This window comes from Lentzea sp. NPDC058450 (assembly GCF_042721395.1).
Classification (GTDB): Bacteria; Actinomycetota; Actinomycetes; order Mycobacteriales; family Pseudonocardiaceae; genus Lentzea.
In genome coordinates this window covers 31,004-57,001 of record NZ_JBHXLO010000048.1, presented here as the reverse complement: position 1 = coordinate 57,001, position 25,998 = coordinate 31,004, and the positions used below count along the sequence as shown (strand labels likewise).

At 68.5% G+C, this 25,998-nt stretch carries 30 protein-coding genes and 1 pseudogene; 22 read left to right on the top strand and 9 right to left on the bottom strand.

Annotated features, from left to right (window positions below; translation table 11 throughout):
- Positions 1 to 150 (top strand): annotated as a pseudogene (locus tag ACFWNN_RS42975) (deferrochelatase/peroxidase EfeB); the annotation flags it as partial.
- On the opposite strand, the gene ACFWNN_RS42970 reads toward ACFWNN_RS42975, so the two are convergent.
- The 3 genes from ACFWNN_RS42970 to ACFWNN_RS42960 all read right to left on the bottom strand — a co-directional run bounded on the left by ACFWNN_RS42970 (position 147) and on the right by ACFWNN_RS42960 (position 2,471).
- Positions 147 to 518, bottom strand: a complete 372-nt coding sequence (locus ACFWNN_RS42970; RefSeq protein ID WP_382445749.1) for a tetratricopeptide repeat protein — start codon at positions 516 to 518, stop codon at positions 147 to 149. The pseudogene ACFWNN_RS42975 and the gene ACFWNN_RS42970 sit on opposite strands and share 4 nt — an antisense overlap.
- A 10-nt stretch (positions 519 to 528) precedes the next feature.
- On the bottom strand, positions 529 to 1,104 hold the full coding sequence (locus ACFWNN_RS42965) for an EamA family transporter (RefSeq protein WP_382445748.1): 576 nt from the start codon (positions 1,102 to 1,104) through the stop codon (positions 529 to 531).
- Between the two features lie 227 nt (positions 1,105 to 1,331).
- On the bottom strand, positions 1,332 to 2,471 hold the full coding sequence (locus ACFWNN_RS42960) for a MalY/PatB family protein (protein WP_382445747.1): 1,140 nt from the start codon (positions 2,469 to 2,471) through the stop codon (positions 1,332 to 1,334).
- A gap of 50 nt (positions 2,472 to 2,521) precedes the next feature.
- Between ACFWNN_RS42960 and ACFWNN_RS42955 the strand changes: the two genes are divergently transcribed.
- Positions 2,522 to 2,971, top strand: coding sequence for an Lrp/AsnC family transcriptional regulator (locus ACFWNN_RS42955; protein WP_382445746.1), 450 nt, complete (start codon positions 2,522 to 2,524; stop codon positions 2,969 to 2,971).
- Between the two features lie 436 nt (positions 2,972 to 3,407).
- Here ACFWNN_RS42955 and ACFWNN_RS42950 read toward each other — a convergent pair whose 3' ends face one another.
- On the bottom strand, positions 3,408 to 4,043 hold the full coding sequence (locus ACFWNN_RS42950; protein ID WP_382445745.1) for a type IV toxin-antitoxin system AbiEi family antitoxin: 636 nt from the start codon (positions 4,041 to 4,043) through the stop codon (positions 3,408 to 3,410).
- Positions 4,044 to 4,129: 86 nt separating this feature from the next.
- On the opposite strand from ACFWNN_RS42950, the gene ACFWNN_RS42945 reads away from it, so the two are divergent.
- Complete coding sequence (locus ACFWNN_RS42945; protein ID WP_382445744.1) at positions 4,130 to 5,668, top strand: BTAD domain-containing putative transcriptional regulator; 1,539 nt, start codon at positions 4,130 to 4,132, stop codon at positions 5,666 to 5,668.
- A gap of 50 nt (positions 5,669 to 5,718) precedes the next feature.
- The gene (locus ACFWNN_RS42940; RefSeq protein ID WP_382445743.1) at positions 5,719 to 6,459 is read left to right on the top strand and encodes an SDR family NAD(P)-dependent oxidoreductase; all 741 of its coding nucleotides are present in this window, start codon (positions 5,719 to 5,721) and stop codon (positions 6,457 to 6,459) included.
- Here ACFWNN_RS42940 and ACFWNN_RS42935 read toward each other — a convergent pair.
- A complete protein-coding gene (locus ACFWNN_RS42935; protein WP_382445742.1) occupies positions 6,444 to 7,145 on the bottom strand; it encodes an alpha/beta fold hydrolase in 702 nt (233 codons plus the stop codon). The genes ACFWNN_RS42940 and ACFWNN_RS42935 overlap by 16 nt on opposite strands.
- 16 nt (positions 7,146 to 7,161) lie before the next feature.
- Here ACFWNN_RS42935 and ACFWNN_RS42930 point away from each other — a divergent pair, with 16 nt between their 5' ends.
- Positions 7,162 to 8,376 carry a cytochrome P450 gene (locus ACFWNN_RS42930; protein WP_382445741.1) on the top strand — a complete coding sequence of 405 codons (1,215 nt, stop codon included), beginning with the start codon at positions 7,162 to 7,164 and terminating at the stop codon, positions 8,374 to 8,376.
- On the opposite strand, the gene ACFWNN_RS42925 is transcribed toward ACFWNN_RS42930, so the two are convergent.
- Positions 8,373 to 8,879, bottom strand: coding sequence for a YbhB/YbcL family Raf kinase inhibitor-like protein (locus ACFWNN_RS42925; RefSeq protein ID WP_382445740.1), 507 nt, complete (start codon positions 8,877 to 8,879; stop codon positions 8,373 to 8,375). The genes ACFWNN_RS42930 and ACFWNN_RS42925 overlap by 4 nt on opposite strands.
- Positions 8,880 to 8,947: 68 nt before the next feature.
- Between ACFWNN_RS42925 and ACFWNN_RS42920 the strand changes: the two genes are divergently transcribed.
- The 15 genes from ACFWNN_RS42920 to ACFWNN_RS42850 all read left to right on the top strand — a co-directional run bounded on the left by ACFWNN_RS42920 (position 8,948) and on the right by ACFWNN_RS42850 (position 22,448).
- Entirely contained in the window at positions 8,948 to 9,586 is a 639-nt protein-coding gene (locus tag ACFWNN_RS42920) for a GntR family transcriptional regulator (RefSeq protein ID WP_382445754.1), read from the top strand.
- A 141-nt stretch (positions 9,587 to 9,727) separates the two neighbouring features.
- Positions 9,728 to 11,014 (top strand): phosphopyruvate hydratase, encoded by a 1,287-nt coding sequence (gene eno / locus ACFWNN_RS42915; protein WP_382445739.1) that lies wholly within the window; start codon positions 9,728 to 9,730, stop codon positions 11,012 to 11,014.
- A gap of 13 nt (positions 11,015 to 11,027) precedes the next feature.
- Complete coding sequence (locus ACFWNN_RS42910; RefSeq protein ID WP_382445738.1) at positions 11,028 to 11,522, top strand: septum formation initiator family protein; 495 nt, start codon at positions 11,028 to 11,030, stop codon at positions 11,520 to 11,522.
- Entirely contained in the window at positions 11,504 to 12,001 is a 498-nt protein-coding gene (locus ACFWNN_RS42905; protein WP_191305776.1) for a DUF501 domain-containing protein, read from the top strand. Before ACFWNN_RS42910 ends, ACFWNN_RS42905 begins: the two co-directional genes overlap by 19 nt.
- Positions 12,002 to 12,154: 153 nt before the next feature.
- Positions 12,155 to 13,432 (top strand): lytic transglycosylase domain-containing protein, encoded by a 1,278-nt coding sequence (locus tag ACFWNN_RS42900; RefSeq protein WP_382445753.1) that lies wholly within the window; start codon positions 12,155 to 12,157, stop codon positions 13,430 to 13,432.
- Positions 13,433 to 13,535: 103 nt separating this feature from the next.
- The gene (locus ACFWNN_RS42895; RefSeq protein ID WP_382445737.1) at positions 13,536 to 14,423 is read left to right on the top strand and encodes a helix-turn-helix domain-containing protein; all 888 of its coding nucleotides are present in this window, start codon (positions 13,536 to 13,538) and stop codon (positions 14,421 to 14,423) included.
- Positions 14,323 to 14,541 carry a DUF397 domain-containing protein gene (locus ACFWNN_RS42890; protein ID WP_382445736.1) on the top strand — a complete coding sequence of 73 codons (219 nt, stop codon included), beginning with the start codon at positions 14,323 to 14,325 and terminating at the stop codon, positions 14,539 to 14,541. The genes ACFWNN_RS42895 and ACFWNN_RS42890 overlap by 101 nt, the downstream gene beginning before the upstream one ends.
- 45 nt (positions 14,542 to 14,586) lie before the next feature.
- The gene (locus tag ACFWNN_RS42885; RefSeq protein ID WP_382445735.1) at positions 14,587 to 15,150 is read left to right on the top strand and encodes a GNAT family N-acetyltransferase; all 564 of its coding nucleotides are present in this window, start codon (positions 14,587 to 14,589) and stop codon (positions 15,148 to 15,150) included.
- Positions 15,137 to 15,691 (top strand): GNAT family N-acetyltransferase, encoded by a 555-nt coding sequence (locus ACFWNN_RS42880; RefSeq protein ID WP_382445734.1) that lies wholly within the window; start codon positions 15,137 to 15,139, stop codon positions 15,689 to 15,691. Before ACFWNN_RS42885 ends, ACFWNN_RS42880 begins: the two co-directional genes overlap by 14 nt.
- An 8-nt stretch (positions 15,692 to 15,699) precedes the next feature.
- Positions 15,700 to 16,641 (top strand): exopolyphosphatase, encoded by a 942-nt coding sequence (locus ACFWNN_RS42875; protein WP_382445733.1) that lies wholly within the window; start codon positions 15,700 to 15,702, stop codon positions 16,639 to 16,641.
- A 178-nt stretch (positions 16,642 to 16,819) separates the two neighbouring features.
- Positions 16,820 to 18,442 carry an ABC transporter substrate-binding protein gene (locus tag ACFWNN_RS42870; protein WP_382445732.1) on the top strand — a complete coding sequence of 541 codons (1,623 nt, stop codon included), beginning with the start codon at positions 16,820 to 16,822 and terminating at the stop codon, positions 18,440 to 18,442.
- A gap of 125 nt (positions 18,443 to 18,567) precedes the next feature.
- A complete protein-coding gene (locus ACFWNN_RS42865; RefSeq protein ID WP_382445731.1) occupies positions 18,568 to 19,497 on the top strand; it encodes an ABC transporter permease in 930 nt (309 codons plus the stop codon).
- Positions 19,490 to 20,464, top strand: a complete 975-nt coding sequence (locus tag ACFWNN_RS42860; protein ID WP_382445730.1) for an ABC transporter permease — start codon at positions 19,490 to 19,492, stop codon at positions 20,462 to 20,464. Before ACFWNN_RS42865 ends, ACFWNN_RS42860 begins: the two co-directional genes overlap by 8 nt.
- A gap of 9 nt (positions 20,465 to 20,473) precedes the next feature.
- Positions 20,474 to 21,460: an ABC transporter ATP-binding protein gene (locus ACFWNN_RS42855; protein ID WP_382445729.1), complete on the top strand. Its 987-nt coding sequence runs from the start codon at positions 20,474 to 20,476 to the stop codon at positions 21,458 to 21,460.
- Positions 21,453 to 22,448, top strand: a complete 996-nt coding sequence (locus tag ACFWNN_RS42850) for an ABC transporter ATP-binding protein (protein ID WP_382445728.1) — start codon at positions 21,453 to 21,455, stop codon at positions 22,446 to 22,448. The genes ACFWNN_RS42855 and ACFWNN_RS42850 overlap by 8 nt, the downstream gene beginning before the upstream one ends.
- A gap of 12 nt (positions 22,449 to 22,460) precedes the next feature.
- Here the strand turns inward: ACFWNN_RS42850 and ACFWNN_RS42845 are convergent, their stop codons facing one another.
- From ACFWNN_RS42845 to ACFWNN_RS42835, 3 genes are read right to left on the bottom strand one after another with little or no spacing between them, the layout of a single operon-like run.
- The gene (locus ACFWNN_RS42845) at positions 22,461 to 23,027 is read right to left on the bottom strand and encodes a chloramphenicol phosphotransferase CPT family protein (protein WP_382445727.1); all 567 of its coding nucleotides are present in this window, start codon (positions 23,025 to 23,027) and stop codon (positions 22,461 to 22,463) included.
- On the bottom strand, positions 23,024 to 23,461 hold the full coding sequence (locus ACFWNN_RS42840) for a GNAT family N-acetyltransferase (RefSeq protein ID WP_382445726.1): 438 nt from the start codon (positions 23,459 to 23,461) through the stop codon (positions 23,024 to 23,026). The genes ACFWNN_RS42845 and ACFWNN_RS42840 overlap by 4 nt, the downstream gene beginning before the upstream one ends.
- Complete coding sequence (locus ACFWNN_RS42835) at positions 23,458 to 24,918, bottom strand: S10 family peptidase (protein ID WP_382445725.1); 1,461 nt, start codon at positions 24,916 to 24,918, stop codon at positions 23,458 to 23,460. Before ACFWNN_RS42835 ends, ACFWNN_RS42840 begins: the two co-directional genes overlap by 4 nt.
- Positions 24,919 to 24,978: 60 nt before the next feature.
- Here ACFWNN_RS42835 and ACFWNN_RS42830 point away from each other — a divergent pair, with 60 nt between their 5' ends.
- On the top strand, positions 24,979 to 25,566 hold the full coding sequence (locus ACFWNN_RS42830) for a uracil-DNA glycosylase (protein WP_382445724.1): 588 nt from the start codon (positions 24,979 to 24,981) through the stop codon (positions 25,564 to 25,566).
- Positions 25,566 to 25,976: a hypothetical protein gene (locus ACFWNN_RS42825; protein WP_382445723.1), complete on the top strand. Its 411-nt coding sequence runs from the start codon at positions 25,566 to 25,568 to the stop codon at positions 25,974 to 25,976. The genes ACFWNN_RS42830 and ACFWNN_RS42825 overlap by 1 nt, the downstream gene beginning before the upstream one ends.
- Positions 25,977 to 25,998 lie beyond the last annotated feature (22 nt).

Here is a 25,998-nt window from a genome sequence, read left to right as displayed (position 1 = left end):
GACTCGCGCACGCAGTTCGTGCCGATGCAGCAGGCGCTGTCCACAAAGGACGACATGATGGAGTACGTGGAGCACACCGGCTCCGGGCACTTCGCGGTCCCGCCCGGTGTGAAGGAAGGCGGGTACTGGGGAGACACGCTCTTCGGCTAGTTCCCCAGGGCCAGCCGGGCTTTGACCTCTCCGAGCGCTTCCTGGTACTCCGGTGACGGGTGCATCGCGACCGCCATCCGGAGCTGGGCGAGCGCCTCGGGGAGGCGCAACTGCCGTTGCAACGTCTTGCCGAGCGCGAACCGCGCGTAGTGATCGCTCGGATCGAGGTCGAGCACCTTGCGGAACGCCTCTTCAGCCCTGTTGAGCTGCGCCGATCCGAGGTAGGCCCGGCCGGCCAGCAGCTGCACGGACGGCGCCTCGCCGGCCTCGTCCAGCACCTGCCTCAGTTCGCGCAGCGCGTCGAGAGGCCTGCGCTGCGCCATCAACGCCTCGGCCTTCCGAAACGCTTCGAAGGTGCCGTCCGTCATTCGATCAACGTTACCTACCGCCTGCCGGTTCTTCGACTGCCGTCCGGGCGACAGGACCTGAACGGGCGACCGCCCCGAGCCGGCACGCTCCGAAACCGAGCACGAGACCCGCGAGCACCCCGCCCGTCGGGACCTGCCCGAGCAACGGCCACGCGATCACCGCCGTGACGGACGGGACCACAGAGGACAGCGTGGTCATCGCCGCCGCGCCGCCCGTGCGGACGCCGACCAGGAACAACGACGCGCCGCCCATCGAGTTGACCAGCACCAGGAACGTGACGGTCAGCCAGAACTGCCGCCAGTCGGTCACCGGGGACGTCTCGGTCACCGCCAGCAGCCCCACGACCGGCACCGACACGGCGTTGCCGGACCGGAAGTCCGTGTCCCGGCAGAACCTCTGCTGGTACACGCCACCCGCGACGAACCCGAGCATGCCGAGCACGGTGAACAGCGCTCCGGTCCCGAACGACCCCAGCCGGTCCCAGAGCGCCGCCAGCACCGCCGCGACGCCGAGGACCAGCCCGGCGACCTGCCGGAGTCCAATTCGGACGCGGAACACCCACGCGGCGATGACGGCCGTGAGCACCGGCGTGCACGAGCTGACGTCCGCGCGGCCAGCTCGCGCTGGTCATCAGGGCTAGGACCGCCATCAGCGCGGCGGCGATCGCGAACCGGATCGTGGTCATCAGGAACGGCGGCGCGACGGCCACCGCGAGGGCGCCGACCGGGTAGCCGGACGCCCAGACCAGCACCGTCACCGCCGCGAAGCCCGGTTTGATCCGCACGGACTCCAGCCGTACCAGGCCTCAGGTGCTAGAGCGAGGCTTTGTCGCAGGCTTGCGCCATCCTGCGCACGGCCTCGGTGATGATCTCCGGCGACGTCGCGAGGTTCATCCGGACGAACCCGGCACCGCCCGTGCCGAACGGGACCCCGCAGTTCACCGCGACCCTGCCCTCCTTGAGGAACGTCCTCGCGGGGCTGTCGCCGAGGCCGAGGTCGCGGCAGTCGAGCCACGCGAGGTAGGTGCCCTCGGCCGGCGTGTACCGGACGGCCGGGAGGTGCTCGGCGAGCAGGCCCGCCAGCAGCAGCCGGTTCTCCTGGAGCCCCTCCAACAGCGCGTCCAACCAGGTGACGGACTGGGAGAACGCCGCGGTGTGGGCGAGCACGCCGAGGTGACTCGGCCCGTGCCCCACCTCCTCCGGCAACCGAGCGAGGTCGTCGGCCGAACCGGGCCCGGCGAGGGCGAGCGCGGCCTTGAGCCCGGCGAGGTTCCAGGCCTTCGACGCGGACATCAGCGACAGCCCGTCGTCCGCGACGCTGAGGTAGGGCACGAACCCGCCGGTCGTCAGCGGCGCGTGGATCTCGTCCGCCACCACGCGGATGCCGTGCTCCCGCGCCAACCGCGTGACCTCGCGCAGTTCGTCGGCGGAGTGCACGGTTCCGGTGGGGTTGTGCGGGTTGCACAGCAGGTGGACGGCGCCCTTCCCAGCCCGTTCGAACGCCGCCCGCAGCGTGCCGAAGTCGAGTCGCCCCTCGGTCAGCGGAGCCTCGATCACCTTGCGCCCCAGCGACTCCACGAACTGGTAGAACGGCGGGTAGACCGGGCTGTTGACGACGACGGGCGCGTCCCGGTGCGAGACCAGCCGGAGCATCTCGACCACGCCCAGCATCACGTCCGGCACGATCGCCGTGCGCTCGACGGCAGGCGTCCAGCCCCAGCGGTCCGCGGCGAACCCGGCGAGTGCCTCGGCGTACGCGGTCCCGCTGGGGTAGCCGGTGTCACCTCGGTGCACGGCATCGGTGATCGCCTTCGAGACCGGTTCGGCGAGCAGGACGTCCATCTCGGCCACCCAGACGGGCAGCACGTCCGCGGGGTATTCGCGCCACTTCACGCTCGTGCGGCGCCTCAGTTGGTCCAGGGTCAGCTGACGTAACGGATTCGCGCTGCTCATGGGGCAAAAGCTAGGGGAACTCGGCGGCAAGGTGTTTGCGTTCTTTGCTCATGGACGCCGTGGACCGCAAGATTCTTGCCGAACTGCAGCGCGACGGGCGGATCACCGTCACCGACCTGGCCCAGCGCGTGCAGCTCAGCGTCTCCCGCTGCCAGCGCCGCCTGCGCGACCTCGAACGCGAGGGCGTGATCCACGGCTACCGCGCGGTGGTGGACGCGGCCGCGCTCGGGTTCGGCTTCGAGGCGCTGGTGTTCGCCAAGCTCCGCCTCGACACGATGGCCGAGTTCGACCGCGCACTGGTCGACGTGCCGAACGTCGTGGAGGCGCAACGGTTGTTCGGCAGCCCCGACTACCTGCTGCGCGTCGTCACCGCGGACCTCGCGTCGTACCAGCGGTTGTACGAGGAGACGCTCGCGAAGTTGCCGGGCGTGCGGGGGCTGACGTCGACGATCGTGATGAAGCAGGTGATCGAGCCGCGCCCGTTGCCCACCAGTCCGTGAGCGCGACTACCAGCCGAGCGCTTTCCCGTAGGCCGAGCGCACCACCTGAAGGCAGTTCAGCGAGACGTGCGAGGTCGTAGAGGTCTCGTGCGGCGTGCCGGTCCGCCCAGGCGAGGGTCTTCATCGCCGCGAACGCTGGCTGTTTCGCTTGTCCAGAGCGCCCAGTCCTCGTGATCGAGCAGTTGGGTTCGGACCCGGAGATCTGTCGTGGTGACGAGAACGCCTTGCCCGACAGCGGTTCTCGCGGCCGGCAGCGGAGGATCCCGCCTCGTGCCCGGGACTTGCGGCGCAGGGCTCGTGGAAGTTTGTTCGTCGAGTGCGACTGCGACCGCAGGGTGATCAGGCGCCCAGAGGGACGTGGCTGATCAGGTGGTCTCGCCTGACCTGATCCTCCGCGACGCCGAACGTGTCGGCGACCGCGAAGAGTTCGTCCTGGTCAAGCAACCGCGACCTCCTTCATCCGTGCCAGTGCTCCCGGCCTGTGCTGGTCACGTGCGAGCTCCTCGACAACGGTCCAGTCGATCTTTCGGGCGAGCGCCCGCAAGATCGACCAGGCGTCACTTTCCGCGATACCACCGAGCTTGGGTCGAGCGGCGATGTCGAGCGCGGTCTGCTCGGGGGTGGTCATCCATCCGGCGGTCAGTTCGGTTTCGACGCGTTCCAGGTCCAGACGGCTCACGTCGCGCTTCACGAACACCACGACACCCACGTTCGTGTGCAGAACGGGCCGCTGTTTGGGCACGGCGACGACCGCGGTGCCGGTGGCCCTGGGGAGCGCGCCGTGGCGGCGTGCCGCAGTGATGCCCATCAGTGCCACGGCGTCTCTTCCGTAGTCGGCCTGGCCCACGCCGAGCGCCGCAGCCGCGAGATCCGGGCGCCAGCGCGGATCTCCGAGCCGCTCCATCGGGGCGATCGCGTAGTAGCCGGTGCTGATGTGGCTGAGCACGGCTTGGTCCAGCAACCGCTCGAACTCGCTGCGGGGATGGGCGTACACGTCCGCCGCGTCCCTGGGGCGCACTACCTTGTTGGCTCTCCTGGTGAGCTTGGTCGGGATGGTGACCCGGTCACTCATACGATCTCCGTAGGTTCTTAGCCTACGTTCATAATACTCGTCTCGACCGGGCATGCGCGGAACGCGCACGGGCGTTGACTCGTTGTATGAGCCTGCGCTTCTCACTGATGGGTCCGGTACGAGGCTGGCGCGACGACGAGGAGATCGACCTGGGCCCGCGGCAACAGCGGGCGGTGCTGGCGGCGTTGCTGCTGAACAACGGCGTCCGGCTGAGCAACGACCAGCTGATCGGCATGGTCTGGGACGACCCGAGGCCGAGCGCGGTGATGGCGCTGCGGACCTACATGTACAAGCTCCGCAAGGCGATCCCCGAGCTGGACCTGAAGTCGAAGGACGGCGGCTACACGCTCCACGCCGAGCTGTTCGACGACTGCCGCGGCGAGCCGTTCGAAGGCCTGAGCAGCACGTACTTCGAGGCGCAGCGGGTCAGGATCGCCAACGAGCGGCTGCAGTGCCGGGAGGCGTTGCTCGAACGCGAGCTGGACGTCCTCGACCTGCAGAAGCACGTCGCCGCCTTCCCGTTGCGGGAACGGCCGCGTGCCCTGCTGATGCAGGCCCTCTACCGCGACGGCAGGCAGGCCGAGGCGTTGGAGCAGTTCCACGAGGTGCGGTCGCTGCTGAACGAGCAGCTCGGCCTCGAACCGGGTCCCGACCTCCGCGCGACGCACGCCCGGATCCTGAAGGGCGATGTGCTGCTCTCCCGGCGGCTCGAACAGCTGCCGCCCGCGTTGCCCGACTTCACCGGCCGCACCGCCGAGGTCGCGCAGGCGTTGCGCGCCCTGCCGCAGACCGTCGGCATCACCGGCATGCACGGCAGCGGCAAGACGGCGTTGGCGTTGCACGTCGCGCATCTCGCGAAGCGCCACTACCCCGACGGGCACCTCTTCGTCGGGGGCGACGACGTGGCGGGCGCGCTGCTGCGGGCGGTCGGCGTCGAGAACCCCGCCGGCGACAAGGCCGCGCTGTGGCGGGAGAAGGCGCGCGGCAGGCGGTTCCTGGTCGTCGTGGACGACGTGCGTGATCCGGCGCAGATCGCGGACCTGCACACGCCGGGGTCCGCCTTGATCCTCACCAGCGTGCGGCGGTGGAACGAGCTGCCGGGCGTGCACTGGCTCAAGATCGCGGGGCTGACCGAGGCCGAGGCGAACCAGCTCTTCCGCCAGGTGCTCGACCCGGCACGGGCCGACGCCGAGGCCGACGTGACCGATGTGGTGCTGAAGAGGATCTCCTACCTGCCGAACCCCATCCGGGTGCTCGGCGGCAAGCTCGCCGGTCGTCCTCATTGGACGGTCGCGATGCTGCTGGCGCAGATGGAACGGGAGACGACGCTCGGCGACGCCATCCCGTCCGACTGCCGGGCCGTGCTCGCGCCGATGATCAAGGCCGCCGCCCAGCTCACCGACCAGGAACGGCACCTGTTGCAGTGCTTCTCCCGGCGCGACGCGGACGTGATCGACGTGTGCGAGGCCGCGGAGATGTCCGGTGGCGATCCCGGTGCGATCGAGTTCCTGCTGGAGGCGCTCGCCGACGTGCACCTGATCGAACCGCTGGTGCTCGGCCGGTACCGGCTGCCGCACTTCGTCCGGATGTACTTCGGCTGGCGCGTACCGGCGCTGACCAGCTGATTCATCCGGAATTTATGGCGCGACGACATGGCTCGGCCACGTTAGGAGACATGTCAACCAAGGAACTCGCAGGCAAGAAGGCACTCGTCACCGGAGCCACCTCGGGCATCGGCCGCGCGATCGCGGTCAAGCTCGCCGAGGCCGGCGCCACCGTCTACGTGAGCGGCCGCCGCGCCGAGCTCGGCAAGGAGACCGTCGCGCTCATCGAGGCAGCCGGCGGCACCGGTCACTTCATCGTCTCGGACGTTGCCAGTGTCGCCGACGTCCGCAAGCTCGCCGAGGAGGTGGGCGAGGTCGACGTGCTCGTCAACAACGCGGGCATCTTCCCGTTCTCGCCGACCGCCGACCAGTCCGTCGACACCTACCAGCAGGTGTTCGACGTGAACGTGCGCGGCACCTACTTCCTCACCGCCGCCCTCGCCCCGGCGATGGTCGCGCGGGGCAAGGGGTCGATCGTCAACGTCTCGTCGATCGCGGCCGTCGTCGGCACCCCGGTCGGGTCCGTCTACAACGCCTCCAAGGCCGCGATGGACGCGCTGACCCGCTCGTGGGCCACCGAGTTCGGGGCCGCCGGCGTGCGGGTGAACTCCGTGGCACCCGGCCCGGTCGCCACCGACAAGGCGCTGGCGGAGGCCGGCGAGGTGTTCGACGCGATCGCGAAGGACCTGCCGTTGCAGCGCGTGGGCCAGCCGGAGGAGATCGCCGAGGCCGTGCTGTTCCTGGCGACCGACCGGGCCAGCTTCATCACGGGCTCGGTGATCACCGCGGACGGCGGCTACGTCGCGAGCTGAGCGAGCAGGGCGGCGACGGCCGAGGGCGACTCGACGTGCGCGTTGTGGCCCGCGCCGGGGAAGATCACCGGCTCGGGCACCAGCTCCTTCAGGTGCTCCTGGGGGCTCATCGGGTCGTTCTCCCCGGCCGCCAGCACGACGTGGGCCTGCGCGGCCATGATCAGCCCGGCCATGTCCGGCCGGCCCACGCCGAACGCCCGCATGTCGAGCGAAGGCGCCCACCCACCGTCCACTTCGGACACCCCGTGCCGGAGCGTCGCGCCCGCCATCTTCGACGCCCGCTCGGTCGCTTCTTCCGCTGTCGCGAACACCTTGCCGGGCCTGGCCGCGAGAGCCGCCGCCTTGGCCAGCTCCTCGTCGGTCCACTGCACCTTGATCCCGACGCCGACCGCCGTGGTCACCTCGACCCCGAACCACCCGCTGGCCAGCGCCAGCCCCACCACGCCGCCCAGCGAGTGGCCGACGACCGTGACGGGCTCCTGCGGGATCTCCTCGGCGACGGCCGCGGCCAGCGCGCCGAACGTGTACCGCTGCAACCGCGAGCTGCGGCCGTGACCAGGCAGATCGGGGGCGATCCAGCTGCCGGGCCACTGGTCCGCGACCTCCTGCCACACCTCGCTCGTGGCTCCCAGCCCGTGCAGCAGCACCAGCAACGGCCCGTTTCCACCACGTTCGACATGAAGCACGTCAGAATCCCGTTCTATGCGGACCGATGCCGAGCTGATCCTCGACCCAGACACGTATACCTCGGGCGTACCGCATGACGCACTAACCCGCCTGCGTGAGAAGAACGTGGTCCGCGTGGCCGACTTCTGGGCCGTCCTCCGCCACGAGGACGTCCGCACGGTCCTGCGCAGCCCGTCCGTCTTCTCCTCGCACCGCGGCGCCACCCAGATCCGCGACCCGCGGCCGTCCGACCTGGCCTACGTCCAGCGCATGATGCTCAACCAGGACCCGCCCGGTCACACCCGGCTGCGCCGCATGCTCACCCAGGCCTTCACCCCGCGGGCGGTGGCCCTGCTGGAATCCCGGATCCGGGACAACGCCCGCGCGATCGTGTCCGCTCTGACCGGCGACTTCGCCGCGGACGTGGCCGACCTGCCGTTGCTGACCCTGGCCGACATCTTCGGCGTCCCCCGCCAGGACCGCGCGCTCCTCTACGACTGGAGCAACCGCGTGATCGGCCACGAGGACCCCGAATACGCCCTGTCCTCCAGCTCCACGGCGGGCATGACCGACATGGCGTTGCAGGCCCTGGAACTGCGCCCCGACGACGGCCGCGACCCGCGCGCACGCGACGGCATGCCTGATCTGTACGCCTACGCGCACGCGCTGGGTGACCACAAACGCTCCCATCCGGCCGACGACGTGGTCAGCAACCTCATGCGGGAGGACCTGTCGCTGGAGGAGTTCGAGAACCTCTTCTGGCTCTTCTCCGTGGCGGGCAACGAAACCCTCCGCAACGGCATCCCCGGCGGCCTGATCGCGCTGCTCTCGCACCCGGACGAGTACGAGCGCCTGCGCGCCGACCGGTCGCTGCTTCCCCTTGCGGTGGAAGAGATGTTGCGCTGGTGGACCCCGGTGATGCACTTCCGCCGGACCTGCGTGCGCGACACCTCGTTGTCCGGCACGGAGATCAGGGCGGGGGACAAGGTCGTCGTCTGGTTCTCGTCGGCCAACCGTGACGAGCGGGTGTTCACGGACCCGCATCGGTTCGACGTCGGCCGGCGCGAGGCCGACCACCTGAGCTTCGGGCACGGACCGCACTTCTGCCTGGGCGCGCAACTGGCGCGGACGCAGCTGCGGGCGATCTTCGACGCCGTCCTGGACCTGCCGCGGCCGCTGGAGCTCGACGGCGAGGTCAGCCGCCTGCGGTCGAACTTCCAGAACGGCGTGAAGCACCTGCCGGTGCGCTAGACCGGCGTCTCCGCGGTCGCGACGAGCACCGCGCGCCCGAGGACGTGTGCGGACATCAGGAACCCGAGCAGCGCGGGCGTGCCGTCGGCCGGCACCCCGATCGACTCGACGCCGAGGGCGTGCACGACCACGAAGTAGCGGTGCTCGCCGTGCCCGGCGGGCGGCGCGGCGCCGACGAACTGCGCGAGGCGGGCGTCGTTGGGCAGCTGGATCGCGCCCTCCGGCAACCCGGAACCGCTTGCTCCCTCGGGAAGTTCCGTGCACGTGGCGGGGATGTCGGCGACCGCCCAGTGCCAGAACCCGGACCCGGTGGGGGCGTCGGGGTCGTAGACGGTGACGGCGTAGCTCCTCGTGCCCTCAGGTGCCCCGCTCCAGCTCAGCTGGGGCGAGATGTCCTTTCCGGACAGTTGCTCGGGCGGCAGCGGGGCGCCGTCGGTGATCGAGGTGCTGGTGACGGTGAAGGACGCGGCCTCGGGGAGGCGGGCGAACGGGTCGTTGCTCATGCGATCGACGATAACACAGATAATCGATTATCTGAGGGTTCATCTATGCTTCGGCCGTGACGAAGTCGATGCTCTCCGAGCAGGTCCACGCCCGGCTGCGGGACGCGATCATGCACGGTCTCCACGCTCCGGGTGCCCCCTTGAAGCCTCAGGACCTGGCCAAAGAGCAGGGAGTGAGCCTCGCCGTCGTCCGCGAGACCCTCGTCCGCCTGGTGGGTGAAGGCCTGGCCGACCGCCTGCCGAACCGCGGCTTCGCCGTCCCCGCCTTCACCGACCGCCGCTGGCAGGAGATCGCGGAGGCCCGCCTGGCCGTGGAACCCGTCCTGCTGCGGATGGCGATCGACCGTGGCGACGTGGAGTGGGAGGCACGCGTGCGGGCCGCGCACCACCGTCTCGCGCGGACGCCGGCGTTCGTGGAGGGGGAGGGCGAGTACTACAGCGACGCCTGGTCCGAGGCGCACCGCGTGTTCCACCGGACGTTGCTGGACGGGTGCGGGAACTCCGTGCTGCTGGAGACGTTCGACCGGTTGTGGACCGCCAGTGAGCTGGGGCGCCGGTTCTCGGCTCAGCGCAACGGGGAGCGGGACCACGTCGGGGAGCACCGGGCGTTGGAGGAGGCCGCGCTCGCGCGGGACGCCGACGCCGCGGTCGCGATGCTGGTGCGGCATCTGTCGGTCACGGCGGCGGGGTTGGTCGCGGGCCTATAGGCAGAGCCCACCCGTTCTGGCACGATTCAGACGACAGGCCAGGGCGCTCCACTGTGATCCGAAGGTGTCGAGCCCCTGCCGGTCACCTGGCCCAAGTAGGCTCGTCACGACGACGAGACGCAGCAGAAACAGGGAGCGCAAGTGGCGGTCATCGAGCAGGTCGGAGCACGCGAGATCCTGGACTCTCGCGGCAACCCCACCGTCGAGGTCGAGGTGGCTCTGGACGACGGCACGCTGGAGCGCGCCGCGGTTCCGTCCGGTGCGTCCACCGGTGAGCACGAGGCGGTGGAGCTGCGGGACGGCGACGCCAAGCGGTACCTGGGCAAGGGTGTCGAGCGCGCGGTCACCGCCGTGCTCGACGAGATCGGGCCCGAGCTGGTCGGCATCGAGGCCGTCGAGCAGCGCGTGGTCGACCAGAAGCTCGTCGACCTCGACGGCACGCCGGACAAGGGTCGTCTCGGCGCCAACGCGATCCTCGGTGTGAGCCTCGCGGTCGCGAAGGCGGCGGCCACGAGCAGTGGCCTGGAGCTGTTCCGCTACGTCGGCGGCCCCAACGCGCACGTGCTGCCCGTGCCGATGCTGAACATCCTCAACGGTGGCTCGCACGCCGACACCGACGTGGACATCCAGGAGTTCATGATCGCGCCGATCGGCGCGGAGACGTTCCGCGAGGGCCTGCGCTGGGGCACCGAGGTCTACCACTCGCTGAAGTCCGTGCTGAAGAGCAAGGGCCTCGCGACGGGTCTGGGTGACGAGGGCGGTTTCGCGCCGAACCTCGGCAGCAACCGCGACGCGCTCGACCTCATCCTCGAGGCCATCGAGAAGGCCGGCTACCGGGCGGGCCGCGACATCGCGCTCGCGCTCGACGTGGCCGCCACCGAGTTCTTCTCGGACGGCGCCTACTCGTTCGAGAACAACAAGCGGTCGGCCGAGCAGATGATCGGCTACTACTCCGAGCTCGTCCGCGACTACCCGATGGTCTCCATCGAGGACCCGCTGTCCGAGGACGACTGGGACGGCTGGGTGCAGATGACCGCCGAGCTGGGCGAGAAGGTCCAGATCGTCGGCGACGACCTGTTCGTCACGAACCCGGAGCGCCTGGAGGAGGGCATCTCCCGCCGCGCCGCCAACGCGCTGCTGGTGAAGGTCAACCAGATCGGCACGCTGTCCGAGACGCTCGACGCGGTCTCGCTGGCCACGTCGTACGGCTACAAGTCGATGATGTCGCACCGCTCGGGCGAGACCGAGGACACGACCATCGCCGACCTCGCCGTCGCGACCGGTGCCGGTCAGATCAAGACCGGTGCGCCGGCGCGTGGTGAGCGCACCGCGAAGTACAACCAGCTCCTGCGCATCGAGGAGAGCCTCGGTGACGCGGCGCGCTACGCGGGCGAGCTCGCGTTCCCGCGCTACACGCCGGAGAGCTGAGAGGCTGTAGGACATGGCCGAGCGCGCGCGTCGTCCCCGTCGCCCCCGCGAAGAGCGGGAGGCGCGGCCCGCACGCGCGCGCAAGCCACCTCGTCCCAAGGCGCCGAGCAGGCGCAGTGAGGGCACGGGTGGCGCGTTCGGCATGACCGGTACGCGCCGGGCCGCGATGTTCGCGATGGTGCTGTGCGCACTGGCGTTGAGCATCGCGGTCCCGCTGCGGACCTACCTCTCGCAACGCGACGAGCTGCGCGATGTGGGAGCGGAACAGCAGAAGCTGCGTGAGACGGTCGCCGCGCTGGACAAGCGCAAGGCGGAACTGCAGGACCCGGCGTACGTCGAGATCGAGGCGCGCAAGCGGCTGCACTGGGTGCGGCCCGGCGAGGTGCCCTACATCGTGCAACTGCCGGGTGACGAGAGTCGCAACACGGAAACGGAGAGGCCGTCGGGCAAGCAGGCGGCACAAGGGTCTTGGTACGAGGAACTGTGGGAATCGGTGACGCACAAGTAAGTGCTGCTGACCTGGAAACGGTCGCTCAGCAGCTCGGCCGCACGCCACGAGGGACGCGGGCGATCGCTTCGAGGTGCCCCAGCGGGCACCCGAACGTCGTGCAGACCGCCCCGCGGCTGCCCGACGGGACACCGTTCCCGACCCTGTACTACCTCACCTGCCCCAAGCTGAACTCGCTGGTCAGCACGCTCGAAGGCGGCGGGCTGATGAAGGAGCAGCAGGAGCGGCTGGCCACGGACGCGGACCTCGCGGCCGCCTACCAGCGCGCGCACGAGGCGTACCTGGCGGAGCGCGACGCCATCGAGTCGCTCGGCACGCAGGTCACCGCCGGTGGCATGCCGGTGCGCGTCAAGTGCCTGCACGTGCACGTCGCGCACGCCCTCGCCAAGGGCCCCGGCGTGAACCCCATGGGGGACGAGGCCCTGGCCATCCTGGGCGAGCAGGGACTGTGGCCCGCGGGTGAATGTTCGGCCAGTTAACGGTCAATGGAACCGAACACACGCTTCACTCCGTCTTGGGTACACCTAGGCTTCGGAGTGAGGCAGGGTGGGACGGGTCACCGACTGGGGCATTCGCCGTAACGAGCAGTACGGCGAGCCGCGATGACACACGAGAGGTGATTATTCGTGGCAATGGCCAGACTGCGCGGTCCGTCGGTGTTGAGCCCTAGGCAAAAGGGCTTCGCCGTGGCGGCACTGGCTGCCATGCTCGCCCCCGCCATGATCGTCGGCACCAAGCTGGTCGACTGGGTCAACCTGGCCAAGCACAACGACATCGCCGTCACCCTCGGTCCCGCGGACGTCTACGGAGCGTTGCACCGCGACCCGTCCGAGCTCGGCGCGGCAGGCCGCCTGCCGCTGTCCGAGGAGCTGAGCGCCGCACTGCTCGCCGACCTCGAGGACGGCAGCCTCGACGGCGACCTCGACCCCGGCAACGACCTCGGCGACATGGCCGGCATCCAGGACATCCCCGGCGTCATGGTCGAGGCCTACCTGCGCGCGGAGGACAAGCTCGGTGAGCTCGTCCCGGGCTGCAACCTCGACTGGGCGTTGCTCGCGGGCATCGGCAAGATCGAGTCCGGCCACGCCAACAACGGCCGCGTCAACGCCGTCGGCGACGCCACGCCCAAGATCCTCGGCCCGGTCCTCAACGGCGCCCCCGGCATGGCCGCGATCCGCGACACCGACGGCGGCCGCCTCGACGGCGACACCGCCTGGGACCGCGCGGTCGGCCCGATGCAGTTCATCCCGTCGACGTGGGCGAGCTACGGCGGCGACCTGAACGACGACGGCATCGTCAACCCCAACAACATCTACGACGCCGCCCTGGGCGCCGGCCGCTACCTCTGCTCGGGCGGCGGCGACATGACCAAGCAGGCCGACCGGGCCGCCGCGGTCTTCCGCTACAACCACGACGACGCGTACGTGCAGAAGGTCCTCAACTGGGCCAAGGCGTACAGCGAGAACGTCGACACGCTGCCGCTCCTCCCGGACAACGGCAACGGCCAGCAGAACCCGCAGCCGGGCAACCCCGACCCGGGCACCCAGCCGGGCAACGGCAACGGCAGCACCACGACCAACCCCACGTCGACGACCACGACCACCACCACGACGACCACGACGCCGACCTGCCCGACCCCCACCACGGGCACCACGTCGTCCACGACGTCGAGCACCACCACGTCGACCACCACGACCACGACGACGCCGCCGTCCACCTGCACCACGACGACGACAACGACCACCACCACGACGTCGACGACCACGACGACCACCACCACGACGACGACCACGACGGTCCCGACGCAGCAGTCGACGACCCCGAACGGCTCCCAGTCGTCCACGCCCAACAGTGGTTCGAGCTCCGTCCAGACGACGTCGCAGAGCTTGGCGACGAGCACGCCCAGCTAGCCCGGCGTGTCGGGTTGGAACGATTCCAACCCGTACTTCGTTCGGGGTCGATTCGGGCAGAAACGTTGCGGCGCAGGGGATCCCGTCTCCTAGGTTCGACCGCATGCCCAAACGCAACTCGAGCGTGGTGGGCCGGGAACTCGGTGAAGGCGTCCGCCACGCCATCGAGCAGACCGGCATGACCCAGCGCATGCTCGCCGAAGTGCTGGACTGGCAGGAAGCCAAGATCTCCGACCTCGCCAACGGCAAGGGCGGAGTCAACGAGTCCGAACTCCGCGAGCTGCTCGCCTACTGCCGCACCGCGCGCGACGAAGTGAACCGCCTGGTCGCCCTCCACCGCGAGACGCGCGAACGGGGCTGGCTGCTGTTCTCCATGCCTGACCAGCCCATCCCGCTGCAGGCCCTCATCGATCAGGAGCGGCTGGCGAAGAAGATCACGGTGTGGTCGTTGACGTTCGTGCCGGGACTGTTCCAGATCACTGCCTACATCCGCGCGCAGCTGGAGCGCTCAGCGCGCGTCGACCCGACAGACATCGACACGTTGATCAGATTGAAGCTCGGCAGGCAGGCGATCTTCAACAGCAGTCGTGAGTTTCTCTTCTACATCCACGAGAACGCGCTCCGGTTGCAGGTCGGCGGTCCAGAGGTGATGCAGACCCAGTTGCTCCACATCCTCACCATGATGGTCCGCCCGTACATCACGGTCAGAGTCGTGCCGGCGGCGATCGGCGCGCACGCGGGCGGATCTGGTCCGTTCACCAAGTTGGAGTACCACAAGTACCAGCCCGTCATCTGGACCGAGTTCCTGCGAACAGGCTTGTTCCTGGACGACAAGGAGAGCCTGGACGACTACGACCAGGTGTTGAAGCGGCTCGACAAGGAGGCGCTGGATGCAGAAGAGTCGAGGAGACTCATCAGCAGCCTCGAAGCCCAAGGGGGCGTTCCACTTGTCGATCTGGCGCAAGAGCAGCTACAGCGACGACCACAGTGAATGCGTCGAGGTCGGTCATGGGCAGGGCATCCGTGACAGCAAGGCCCCAACCACCCATCTCCCGCTCTCGCGCGAGGCGTGGACGGCCTTCCTCCAACTCGTGAATCGCCTGCCCTGAGCTAAATCGGGTGGCACGGCGGGCGTTCCTTGGCACTGTGGGGGAGTGCTGAAGCCTGACTTCCCGATCCGGACGGAACGACTGCTGCTGCGGCCGTTCCGAGCCGACGACCTCGACGACTTCTTCGCCTACCGCGCGCTCCCCGAGGTGCACCGCTACCTCTACAACGACGCCACCACCCGCGAGGAGTGCGCGGACGTGCTGGCCAAGCGGATCACCGAGACCGAGTTGGCCGAGGAGGGGCAACGGCTGATCGTCGCCGTCGAGCTCCCCGAGACGAAACGGGTCATCGGCGACGCCATGTTGAAGTGGCGCAGCGAGGAGCACGCGCAGGGGACGATCGGGTACAGCCTGCACCCCGACTTCCAGGGCAGGGGCTATGCGACCGAGGTGGCGCGGACGATGCTCGCGCTCGGGTTCACCGACCTGGGCCTGCACCGGATCATCGCCGAGTGCGACCCGCGCAACGAGCCGTCGTGGCGGTTGATGGAGCGGCTCGGCATGCGCAAGGAGGCGCACTACCGGGAGTTCGAGATCTTCAAGGGGGAGTGGGGCGACCTCTTCGTGTACGCCCTGCTGAAGGAGGAGTTCGAGCGTGTTCAGGCCTGAGTACCCGGTCAGGACCGAGCGGCTCGTCCTCCGGCCGTTCGAGCCACAGGACTTCGACGACCTGCACGCGTACCGGTCGAGCCCCGAGGTCTGTCGTTATCTGTACAGCGAGCCCGCCACGCCCGAGGAGACGGCGCAGCGGCTGGAGAAGAGCCTCGCGATGGGCGAGCTCAACCAGGAGCGCGACTGGCTCGTGCTCGCGGTCTGCCTCGACGGCAAGGTCATCGGGGACGTCGTGCTGCGGTGGCGGAGCGAGGCCGACCGGCAGGGCGAGGTCGGGTACGTGTTCAACCCGGACTTCACCGGCTGCGGGTACGCGCTGGAGGCCACCAGGGCGATGCTCAAGATCGGCTTCCAGAGCATGGGCCTGCATCGGATCGTGGCCGAGTGTGACGCGCGCAACGAGGCGTCGTGGCGGTTGATGGAACGGCTGGGCATGCGCAGGGAGGCGCATCTGCGGCACGCCGAGTTCTTCAAGGGTGAGTGGGCCGACAGCTTCGTCTACGCCATGCTTGCCGCGGAGTACCGGACCGACCAGTAGGGGTGCACATGTCGCGGGTCGCGGCCATCGACTGCGGGACCAACTCGATCAGGTTGCTGATCGCGGACGTCACCAAGCGGGAGGACGGGACCGCGTGGCTGCGGGACGTCCACCGCGAGATGAAGATCGTCCGGCTCGGGCAGGGGGTCGACGCGACCGGGCGGTTGCACCCCGACGCGATCGAACGCACCCGGCAGGCGTTGCTCGACTACGCGCGCACGATGCAACGCAAGGGAGTCGAGACGGCACGCATGGTGGCCACCAGTGCCACGCGGGACGCGAGCAACCGCGACGAGTTCTTTGACATGACCGAGCAGATCCTGGGTGCGCCGGCGGAGGTGATCTCCGGGGACGAGGAGGCGAGGCTGTCCTACCTCGGAGCGGTGGCCGATCTTGACCCGGACGAGGGACCCTTCCTCGTCACCGATCTGGGTGGTGGCAGCACCGAGTTCGTCCTCGGGACCGGCTCTGACGTCGAGGCCGCGCGGTCGATGGACATCGGATGCGTCCGGTTGACGGAGCGTTTCATCCAGTCGGATCCGCCCGGAAAGGACGAAATCGAACAGGCGGAAGCGTTTGCGAGGGCCGCGATCAAAGAGGCCTTCGAAGTCGTTCCGGTGGAGAAGACGAAGACGTGGATCGGGGTCGCCGGCACCGTTACGACATTGTCAGCCCTGGTCCAGGGGCTGGAGGTGTACAACAGCGACGATATTCACCTCAGCCGCATCACACTTGACAATGTTCGTGAAATCACCGACCGTATCCTCTCCATGACGCATGATGATCGTGCCTCGTTGGGACCCATGCATCCCGGCCGAGTGGACGTGATCTGCGGTGGAGCGGTGGTGCTGCGCGCGATTGCCGAGGAGCTCGAGAATCGCGCGGGTATTCGCACGCTCGTGTGCAGCGAGCACGACATCCTCGACGGCATCGCGTTTTCGCTGGTCTAGCGCCGAATTAAGGTGCGCTTGAGGTGATCGTGACTATTTTGTGACCGATTTCAGTGCGCGATGTACTGGACGCCCCGGTTAACGTCCTCTCACGTTTTGGGAGGTGGACGAGACCTCCCGGGGAGGCGCGCGCACGCAATATCTGCGGAGCGGCGCCGGGGAAAGGCGGGAGAGACTGATGTCGCGATCACGGGTTGCGTGGGTGGCTTTGCCTGCCGCGCTGGCCATGACGCTCAGCGCATGCGGCGGCGGTGGCGGTTCCACGAACGCTGCCGATGGCAAGGACAACCCGGATGGCACGGTGTCGATCTACGGCACCGAGCCCAAGAGCACCCTGTTCCCGGCCAACACGACCGAGGCCGGCGGTGGCAAGGTCACCGACTCGCTGTTCTCGCGGCTGGTCGGCTACAAGGCCGAAGACGGCGCGCCGTACAACTTGATGGCGGACAAGATCGATTCGGCTGACGCCAAGGTCTACAACATCAAGATCAAGCAGGGCTGGAAGTTCCACGACGGCACCGAGGTCAAGGCGAAGAACTTCGTCGACGCCTGGAACTGGGCCGCGTACGCGCCGAACGCGCAGCAGGCCGCGTCGTTCTTCTCCGTGATCCAGGGCTTCGACGCCGTCCACCCGGCTGACGAGAACGCCAAGCCGACGGCCGAGAAGATGTCCGGCCTCGAGCTGGTCGGTGACTACGAGTTCAAGGTCACCCTCAACGGCCCGACCTCGGTCTTCACCACGATGATCGGCTACACGCCGTTCTCGCCGATGGCCGACTCGTTCTTCGCGGACCCCAAGGCCGCCGAGGCGAAGCCGATCGGCAACGGCCCGGTCAAGTTCGTCTCCCGCACGCCGAACGCGCTGATCAAGATGGAGCGCTTCGACGACTACAAGGGCGAGGACAAGGTCCACTTCAAGACCCTTGACTACAAGATCTACTCCTCCCAGGAGACCGCGTACCAGGACCTGGTCGCGGGCAAGCTGGACTTCATGGAGGCTCTGCCCCCGTCGGCCAAGGTCGGCGAGAAGTACAAGGCGGACCTCGGCGACGCCGTCGTGACCGCGAACCTGCTCGGCCAGAGCGCGATCGCGTTCCCGCAGTACATCGACGCGTTCAAGAACGTGAAGCTGCGCCAGGCCGTCTCGATGGCCATCAACCGGGAGCAGATCACGAAGACCGTGCTGGCCGGCTCGTACGTGCCGTCCACCAGCTTCGTCTCGCCCGGCATCAAGGGCTACCGCGCGGACACCTGCGGCGAGTACTGCAAGTACAACCCGGAGAAGGCCAAGCAGCTGTTCCAGGAGTCGGGCTTCACCGGCAAGCTGACCATCCAGTCCAACCAGGACGGTGGCCGCAAGGAGCCGCTCGAGGCCGCGTGCAACAGCATCAAGCAGGCGCTGGGCGTCGAGTGCGAGTTCGTCGGCGCCACCAACTTCGGTGCGTTCCGTCAGATCGTCGACGGCAAGCAGCTGACCGGCATGAGCCGTTCGGACTGGTCGGCCGACTACCCGTCGATCGAGAACTTCCTGAACCCGCTGTACAAGACCGGCGGTTCCTCGAACGACTCGAACTACTCCAACCCCGAGGTCGACGCCCTGCTGCAGAAGGCCGACCAGACGGCGAACGAGGACGAGGCGATCAAGCTCTACCAGCAGGCAGAGGACATCATCGCCAAGGACCTGCCCTCCATGCCGACCTGGAACGAGAAGGGCATCGGCGGCCGCTCGAAGAACCTGCTCGACGCCAAGATGTCGTTCAAGCGTCAGGGCGTTCTGGAGTCCTTCCGCGTCAAGGCCTGATTGCCTAACACCTGAGTTCTGAAGCAACACACCGTCCGGCCCCGCGTCCCTCAAGCGTTACGGGCGCGGGGCCGGAGCGGTGTTCAGGACTTCGGGCGCCCCCCACCACGCAAGGAGCCGACCTCATGGGTCGCTATGTGCTGCGCCGTCTGCTGCAGCTGATACCGGTCTTCCTGGGGACCACTTTTCTGATCTACGCCCTGGTCTGGGCGATCCCGCAGGACCCCTTCGCGGGCAAGTGCGGCCAGCGGCCGTGCGATCCGGCCTACATCGCCGAGATGAGCCAAAAGCTCAACCTCAACGACCCTCTCGTCATCCAGTACTTCAAGTACCTGGGCAACCTGATCGTCGGTGACTTCGGCACCACCTTCAACGGCGTGTCCGTCGGTGAGCAGATCGCCACCTCGTGGCCGATCACCCTCAAGATGGGCATCATCGCCCTCATCATCGAAGCCGTCATCGGCATCATCGCCGGTGTCCTCACCGGCCTGCGCAAGTCGGGCTTCCTGGACAACCTCGTCCTGGTCTCGACGCTGTTCCTGATCTCGCTCCCGGTCTTCGTCACCGGCTTCGTGCTGCGGCTCTACCTCGGCCCGCAGGGCTTCGACATCATGGACACCTCGGTCAGCTCCGATCCGACGTTCGGGGAGCTGATCCTGCCCGGCTTCGTGCTCGGCAGTCTCTCGATGGCCTACGTGGCCCGGTTGACCCGCACCAGCATCGTCGAGAACCGTCGCGCCGACTACGTGCGCACGGCCATCGCCAAGGGCCAGCCGCAGTCCCGCGTCGTCGGCATCCACCTGCTGCGCAACTCGCTGATCCCGGTGATCACGTTCCTCGGCACCGACCTCGGCAGCCTCATGGGCGGCGCGATCGTCACCGAGGGCGTCTTCAACATCAACGGCATCGGCGGCCTGATCTTCCGCGGCATCCAGGAGAAGGAAGGCGTCATGGTCACCGGCATCGTGACGTTGCTGGTGCTCGTGTACCTGCTGATGAGCCTTCTCGTCGACCTCCTGTACGCCGTTCTCGACCCGAGGATTCGCTATGAGTGACCCAGGATCCGTGTCCGGCGGAACCGGACTCGAGGCCTCCGCGGCGGCCGGCGTCGACCAGCTCAGCCACGTCGACGACTCGTCGCAGAAGCAGAAGAAGCCTCGCTCGCTCTGGAGCGACGCGTGGGGCGAGCTGCGCCGCAAGCCCACGTTCGTCATCTCGCTGGTGATCATCGCGGTCATCGTGCTGATGGCGATCTGGCCGACGCTGTTCACCTCCGTCGACCCGCGCCACGCGGACCTCGACAAGTCGCTGCAGGCGCCGTCCGGCGAAGCGTGGTTCGGCTACGACCTGCAGGGCTACGACGTCTACGCCCGCGCCATGCACGGCGCCCGCGCGTCGCTGCTCGTCGGGTTGTTCGCGACGATCCTGACCGTCCTCATCGGATCGATCATCGGCATCTTCGCGGGCTACGCCAAGACGTGGATCGACTCGCTGCTGTCGCGCTTCGGCGACATCTTCGCGGGCATCCCGTTCGTGCTCGGTGCCATCGTCATCCTGACGACGCTGAACGCGCCGACCGAGAACCCCGGCGCGTTCCAGATCATCACGCAGGTGGTGCTCTCGATCGCCGTGCTGTCGTGGCCGGTGGCCATGCGCATCATGCGTTCGGCGACGCTCGTGGCGAAGCAGCAGGACTACGTCAAGGCCGCCCGCGGTCTCGGCGCCTCGCCGCTGCGGATCGTGCTCCGGCACCTGCTGCCGAACACCGTGGCGCCCGTTCTGGTGTACGCGACGATCGCGCTGGGTGCCTTCATCGGCGCCGAGGCGACGCTCGCGTTCCTCGGCATCGGCCTGCGTCCGCCGGTCGTGTCGTGGGGCGTGATGATCTCCGAGTCGCGCGACTACTTCCAGGCGGCACCGCACATGCTGCTGTTCCCCGCGGGCTTCGTCACGATCACCGTGCTGGCCTTCGTCATGCTCGGTGACGCCGTGCGCGACGCCCTCGACCCCAAGTCCCGATAGGGGAATCCTGTGACTCAGCCATTGCTGGAGGTCGAGGATCTCCACGTGGAATTCCGCACTCGCGACGGTGTCGCGAAGGTGCTCAACGGCGTCTCGTACCACGTCTCCGCGGGCGAAACCCTTGCCGTGCTGGGTGAATCCGGCTCCGGCAAGTCCGTGACCGCGCAGACGATCATGGGCATCCTGGACACGCCGCCGGGGTTCATCACCAACGGTTCCATCAAGTTCCGCGGTGAGGACCTGCTCAAGCAGTCGGCGGACGAGCGCCGCCAGGTCCGTGGCGAGGGCATCGCCATGATCTTCCAGGACGCCCTCTCGGCGCTGAACCCCGTGTTCACCATCGGGTTCCAGATCGAGGAGCAGCTCAAGGTCCGCCGCGGCATGTCCAAGGCGGACGCGCGCAAGCGGGCGATCGAGCTGCTCGACCAGGTCAAGATCCCGAACGCCAAGGGACGGATCACCGACTACCCGCACCAGTTCTCCGGCGGCATGCGGCAGCGCGCGATGATCGCGATGTCGCTGGCTCTCGACCCGGAGCTGCTGATCGCGGACGAGCCCACGACCGCGCTGGACGTCACCGTGCAGGCCCAGATCATGGACCTGCTCGCGGAGATCCAGAAGGAACGCGACATGGGCATGATCCTGATCACCCACGACCTCGGCGTCGTCGCCGACGTCGCGGACCGGATCTCGGTCATGTACGCGGGCCGCATCGTCGAGCACGCCGACGTCTACGAGCTGTTCCGCGCGCCGGGACACCCGTACACCGAGTCGCTGCTCGAGTCCCTGCCCCGCGTGGACCTGCGCGGCCAGGAGCTCAAGACGATCAAGGGTCTGCCGCCGTCGCTGACCAACATCCCGCCCGGCTGCCCGTTCAACCCGCGCTGCCCGCGCGTGTTCGACAGGTGCTCCACCGAGGTGCCCACCGTGCACAACCTCGGCATGGGCCGCACCAGCCGGTGCCACATCGCGGAGGAGGTCGTCGCTCGTGGCTGAGCCGATCCTCGAGGTCGAGAACCTCGTCAAGCACTTCCCGGTCCGCGTCGGCGTGCTGTTCAAGCGCACCGTGGGCCACGTCAAGGCCGTCGACGGCGTCTCGTTCTCGCTGAACAAGGGCGAGACCCTCGGCGTCGTGGGCGAGTCCGGCTGTGGCAAGTCCACGCTGGCCCAGGTGCTGATGCGCCTGGAGCCGCCGACGTCGGGCGTCGCCAAGTTCGAGGGCCGCGACATCTTCGGCATGAAGGGTTCCGAGCTGCGCAAGCTGCGGCGCGACATCCAGATCGTGCTGCAGGACCCGTACACGTCGCTGAACCCGCGCATGACGGTCGGCGACATCGTCGGGGAGCCCTTCGAGATCCACACCGAGGTCGCCCCCAAGGGATCGCGCCAGCAGAAGGTCCAGGAACTGCTGGAGACCGTGGGTCTCAACCCGGAGCACATCAACCGGTACCCGCACCAGTTCTCCGGCGGTCAGCGCCAGCGCATCGGCATCGCCCGCGCGCTCGCGTTGAAGCCCAAGGTGATCGTGTGCGACGAGCCGGTGTCCGCGCTGGACGTGTCGATCCAGGCGCAGGTCATGAACCTGCTGGGCGACCTCCAGTCGGAGATGGGCCTCTCGTACGTCTTCATCGCGCACGACCTGTCGGTGGTCCGCCACCTGTCGGACCGCGTCGCGGTGATGTACCTCGGCAAGATCGTGGAGATCGGCACCGAGGAGCAGATCTACGAGCGCCCGATGCACCCGTACACGCAGGCGCTGCTGTCCGCCGTGCCGGTGCCGGACCCGACCCAGCGCGGCCGGCGTGACGTCATCCGCCTGACGGGTGACGTGCCGTCGCCGATCGACCCGCCGTCGGGTTGCCGGTTCCGGACGCGGTGCTGGAAGGCGCAGGACATCTGCGCCACCGAGGTGCCGGAGCTCGTGGTGCGCAAGGACGACCACCCGGCCGCCTGCCACTTCGCGGAGGAGCGCGCGGTCGTCTGACCGGGTTTCCTGCTAGGAGCTTGAGGGGTCGTGCCTGCGGGCGCGGCCCCTCAGTTCGTCGAAGACCCTGTTCCGCGACGGCCTGCCCACGAACTCCTTGATCGCGCGTGCGCACTGCCGCGCGCTGTGCACGCCGGTGTCGACCTGGAAGTCGTAGAGCTGATGCCGGTGCACCTCCTGGAGCTGCTGGGCCGCTGCCCCCGGCACCCGGTCGCCCCTGGCCCGTTCGCGCCGCTCCAGCACGTCCAGAGGGCAGTGCACGGCCACCAGGACGACGTCCAGGCCCGCGAAGACGTCGAGGCAGTCCTGCAACCGCCACGGCTCGCTCAGCACGTGGTCCATCACGACGTCGTTGCCCGCGGCCGCCATGCCGGCGACGGCGCGGTGGAAGCCGGCCCTGGTGCGGCGCAGGAGCTCCCGCTGGGCCGGTTCGCCGAGTTCCAGCGTGCGCTTGACGGACCGCATGGTGCCGAACGCGTCGACGGCCATGTGGAAGAACGGGGTGTCCAGCTCGTCGAGCAGCTCGGCGGCGATGCTCGACTTGCCGGAGCTGGACGTCCCGTTCAGGAAGATGATCATTCTCGGACCAGGTTCGTGATCGACACACCCGGTGCCACCTCGCGGGTGCCGACCTCGACGAAGCCGTGCTTGCGGTAGAGCGCCAGCGCGGGTTCGTTGGTGCTGCCCGTGCTGACGATCGTGCGCTTCGCCGGTTCCAGTGCGTCGAGCAGCTTCGAGGCGATGCCGCGGCGGAAAGCCCTGGGGTGCACGAACATCCGGCAGATGTCCAGTTCGGACTCGTCGCGCACGAACGCGATCGCGCCGGCCAGGCCCTCGTCGTCGTAGTAGCCGAGGAACTCGTGGTGCGTACCCGCCAGGTCGTCCCGCGACTCCAGCAGACCGGGGATGCGGTCGAAGCCGATGATCTCGGCCTCGACCGCGTACCCGAGCCGCTGCACGGTGAAGAGCTCGTCGAGCACCGCGTCGTCGGTCAGGTCCAGTGGCCTGATCACGTGTTGGAGGAGTTCCGGACGAACGCCGCCAGGTCCGCGGACTGCTGGATCCGGCTGGGCTCATGCACGTACATCATGTGTCCGGCGGGGTAGTAGGCCGACTCGATGTTCGCGGTGAGCTCCTTCGGGATCTGGAGGTGCGCGATGAGGTGCTCGGCCGCGAAGTACGGCGTGGCGCCGTCGTACCAGCCGAACGCGACGTGGACCTTGAGGTGCGGGTTGGCCCGCATCGCCGCGGAGAGCTTGCCCGCCGTGGTGACGTGCCGGCCCTCGAACTCCTTGTACGACCACTTCTCGATCGCCTCCGACGCGAACGTCGTGTACGGCAGGTCGTTGGAGTAGCCCAGCTCGGCGTGCAGGTAGTGGTTGATCGTGGCCGTGTACGGGCCGAGGATCGCGTCGATGGACGGGTCCGCGGAGATCTCCTCGCGGCCGTAGTCCTTGTCCCAGCCGGTGAACCGGCCGTCGATGCGCCCGACGGTCTTGCGGTCGCGGCGCAGCAGTTCGGTGAAGAACCGGATGTGCTCGACGCGCAGGTCGACCGCGTCCACGTACTCCTCGGACAGGCCGGTGAGGCGGGCGATCTTCTCGATCGCGGCGGCGCGCTCGACGTCGGTCAGCCGGTTGCCGCGGGCGAGGGCGTACGGGTAGTCGCGGACCGCGAACTCCTCGGCCTCCGCGAGCACCTCCTTGAGCGGCCGGTCGCCGTGCAGGCCGTGGTAGTTCGCGATGGCCGCGTACGTCGGCAGGAAGAGCGTGTAGCCGAGGTCGTGGCCCTCGTTGAACTCCAGCGTCGCGAAGTCCAGCACGCTGGAGATCAGCATGAGGCCGTTGAGGTACATGCCGTGCTTGCGCTGCAGCTGCTCGGCCAGACCGGCGGCGCGCAGCGTGCCGTACGACTCGCCGCAGAGGAACTTCGGCGACATCCACCGGCCGTTGCGCGCGGTCCAGAGGCGGATGAGCTCGGCGAGGGAGTCGACGTCGGGCTGGTAGCCGTGGAAGCTGCCGGGCTTCTCGCCCTCGGCGGCCCGGGAGAAGCCGGTCGACACCGGGTCGATGAACACGAGGTCGCTCTCGGCGAGCAGCGTCTCCTCGTTGTCCGCGATCCCGTAGGGCGGGGCGGCGAGGTCGCCGACGTCACCGCTGAGCACGCGGCGCGGCCCGAGGACGCCCATGTGCAGCCACAGGCTCGCCGAGCCGGGCCCACCGTTGAACGCGAACGTGACGGGCCTCTTGGTCGGGTCGGCGCCGTCGAGCGTGTAGGTGGTCAGGAACACCTCGGCCTTGGGCTTGTGGCCCTCGAACACGCCGTCCTTGAACACCTCCTGCTTGAGCACGACCCGCCCGGTCGTGGCGGTGTAGCTCAGCTCGCGTCCCCCGACCGTGATGCTGTGCTGGGTGGACACCAGATCATCGGTGGGAGACTTGGGCTTCTCTTCGGTCTTCTCCTCGGACATGGGAGCAACACTACGGAACTCGACGATCGAATAACGGCCTGTCGGGCCTGCCCGCGCCTGGTGGAGTGGCGCGAGAAGGTGGCCCTGGAGAAGCGCGCGGCGTTCCGCGACCAGACCTACTGGGGCAAACCGGTCCCGGGGTTCGGTCCTCTCGACGCCTCGCTGCTGATCGTGGGCCTCGCCCCCGCCGCGCACGGCGCCAACCGGACGGGCCGGATGTTCACCGGCGACCCGTCCGGCGATTTCCTGTTCCGCGCGTTGTACCAGGTCGGGCTGGCCTCGCAGCCCACGTCGGTGTCCGCGGACGACGGCCTGGAGCTGCGCGGCGTGCGGATGGCGGCGCCCGTCCGGTGCGCGCCGCCCGACAACAAGCCGACGCCGGTGGAGCGGGACACGTGCTCGGGGTACCTGCGCGAGGAGATGGGGCTGATGCGCCGGCTGCGGTCGGTGCTGGTGCTCGGCGGGTTCGGGTGGAAGGCGTTCCTGCCGTTGCTGGGGCCGGAGCGGCCGAAGTTCGGGCACGGGGTGGAGGTCGAGATGGGCGGGCTGCGGGTGTTCGGCTGCTACCACGTGTCGCCGCACAACACCTACACAGGCAAGCTGACCCAGCAGATGCTCCAGGACGTGCTGAAGAAGGCGATGGGCTGATGCCGAAGCCGACGCCGGTGCAGGTGTTGCGGGACGAGGGGCCGCCCGCGTTCGCGTTCCTGGTCGAGCGGCACGACTTCCTCGGTCCTGAACTGGTCGACGACGGCTTCCTGTTCCACCGCCCCGACCTGCGGATCAGCGTCAGTTCCTGGGCGTGGAAGGGCGAACGCGGGTTCACCACCACCGTCTCGCTGCCGGACCTCGCGATGTCGGCCGACCTGAGCTGCCTGTACGTGGCGTGCGGCCTCGGCCCGGCGCAGGCGGTGGGCGGCTCGACCGGGACGGCGCACGTCGTGCGGAAGCGGATCGCCGAGCACGCGGCGGCGCTGGGCCGGGTGGTGGTGCGGCTCGACGGGCCGGAGCGGATCGACCTGGTGCGGCGGTGTCGCGGGCGGTCGCTGCCCGACTGACCGACCAAAGGATCATCCGAAG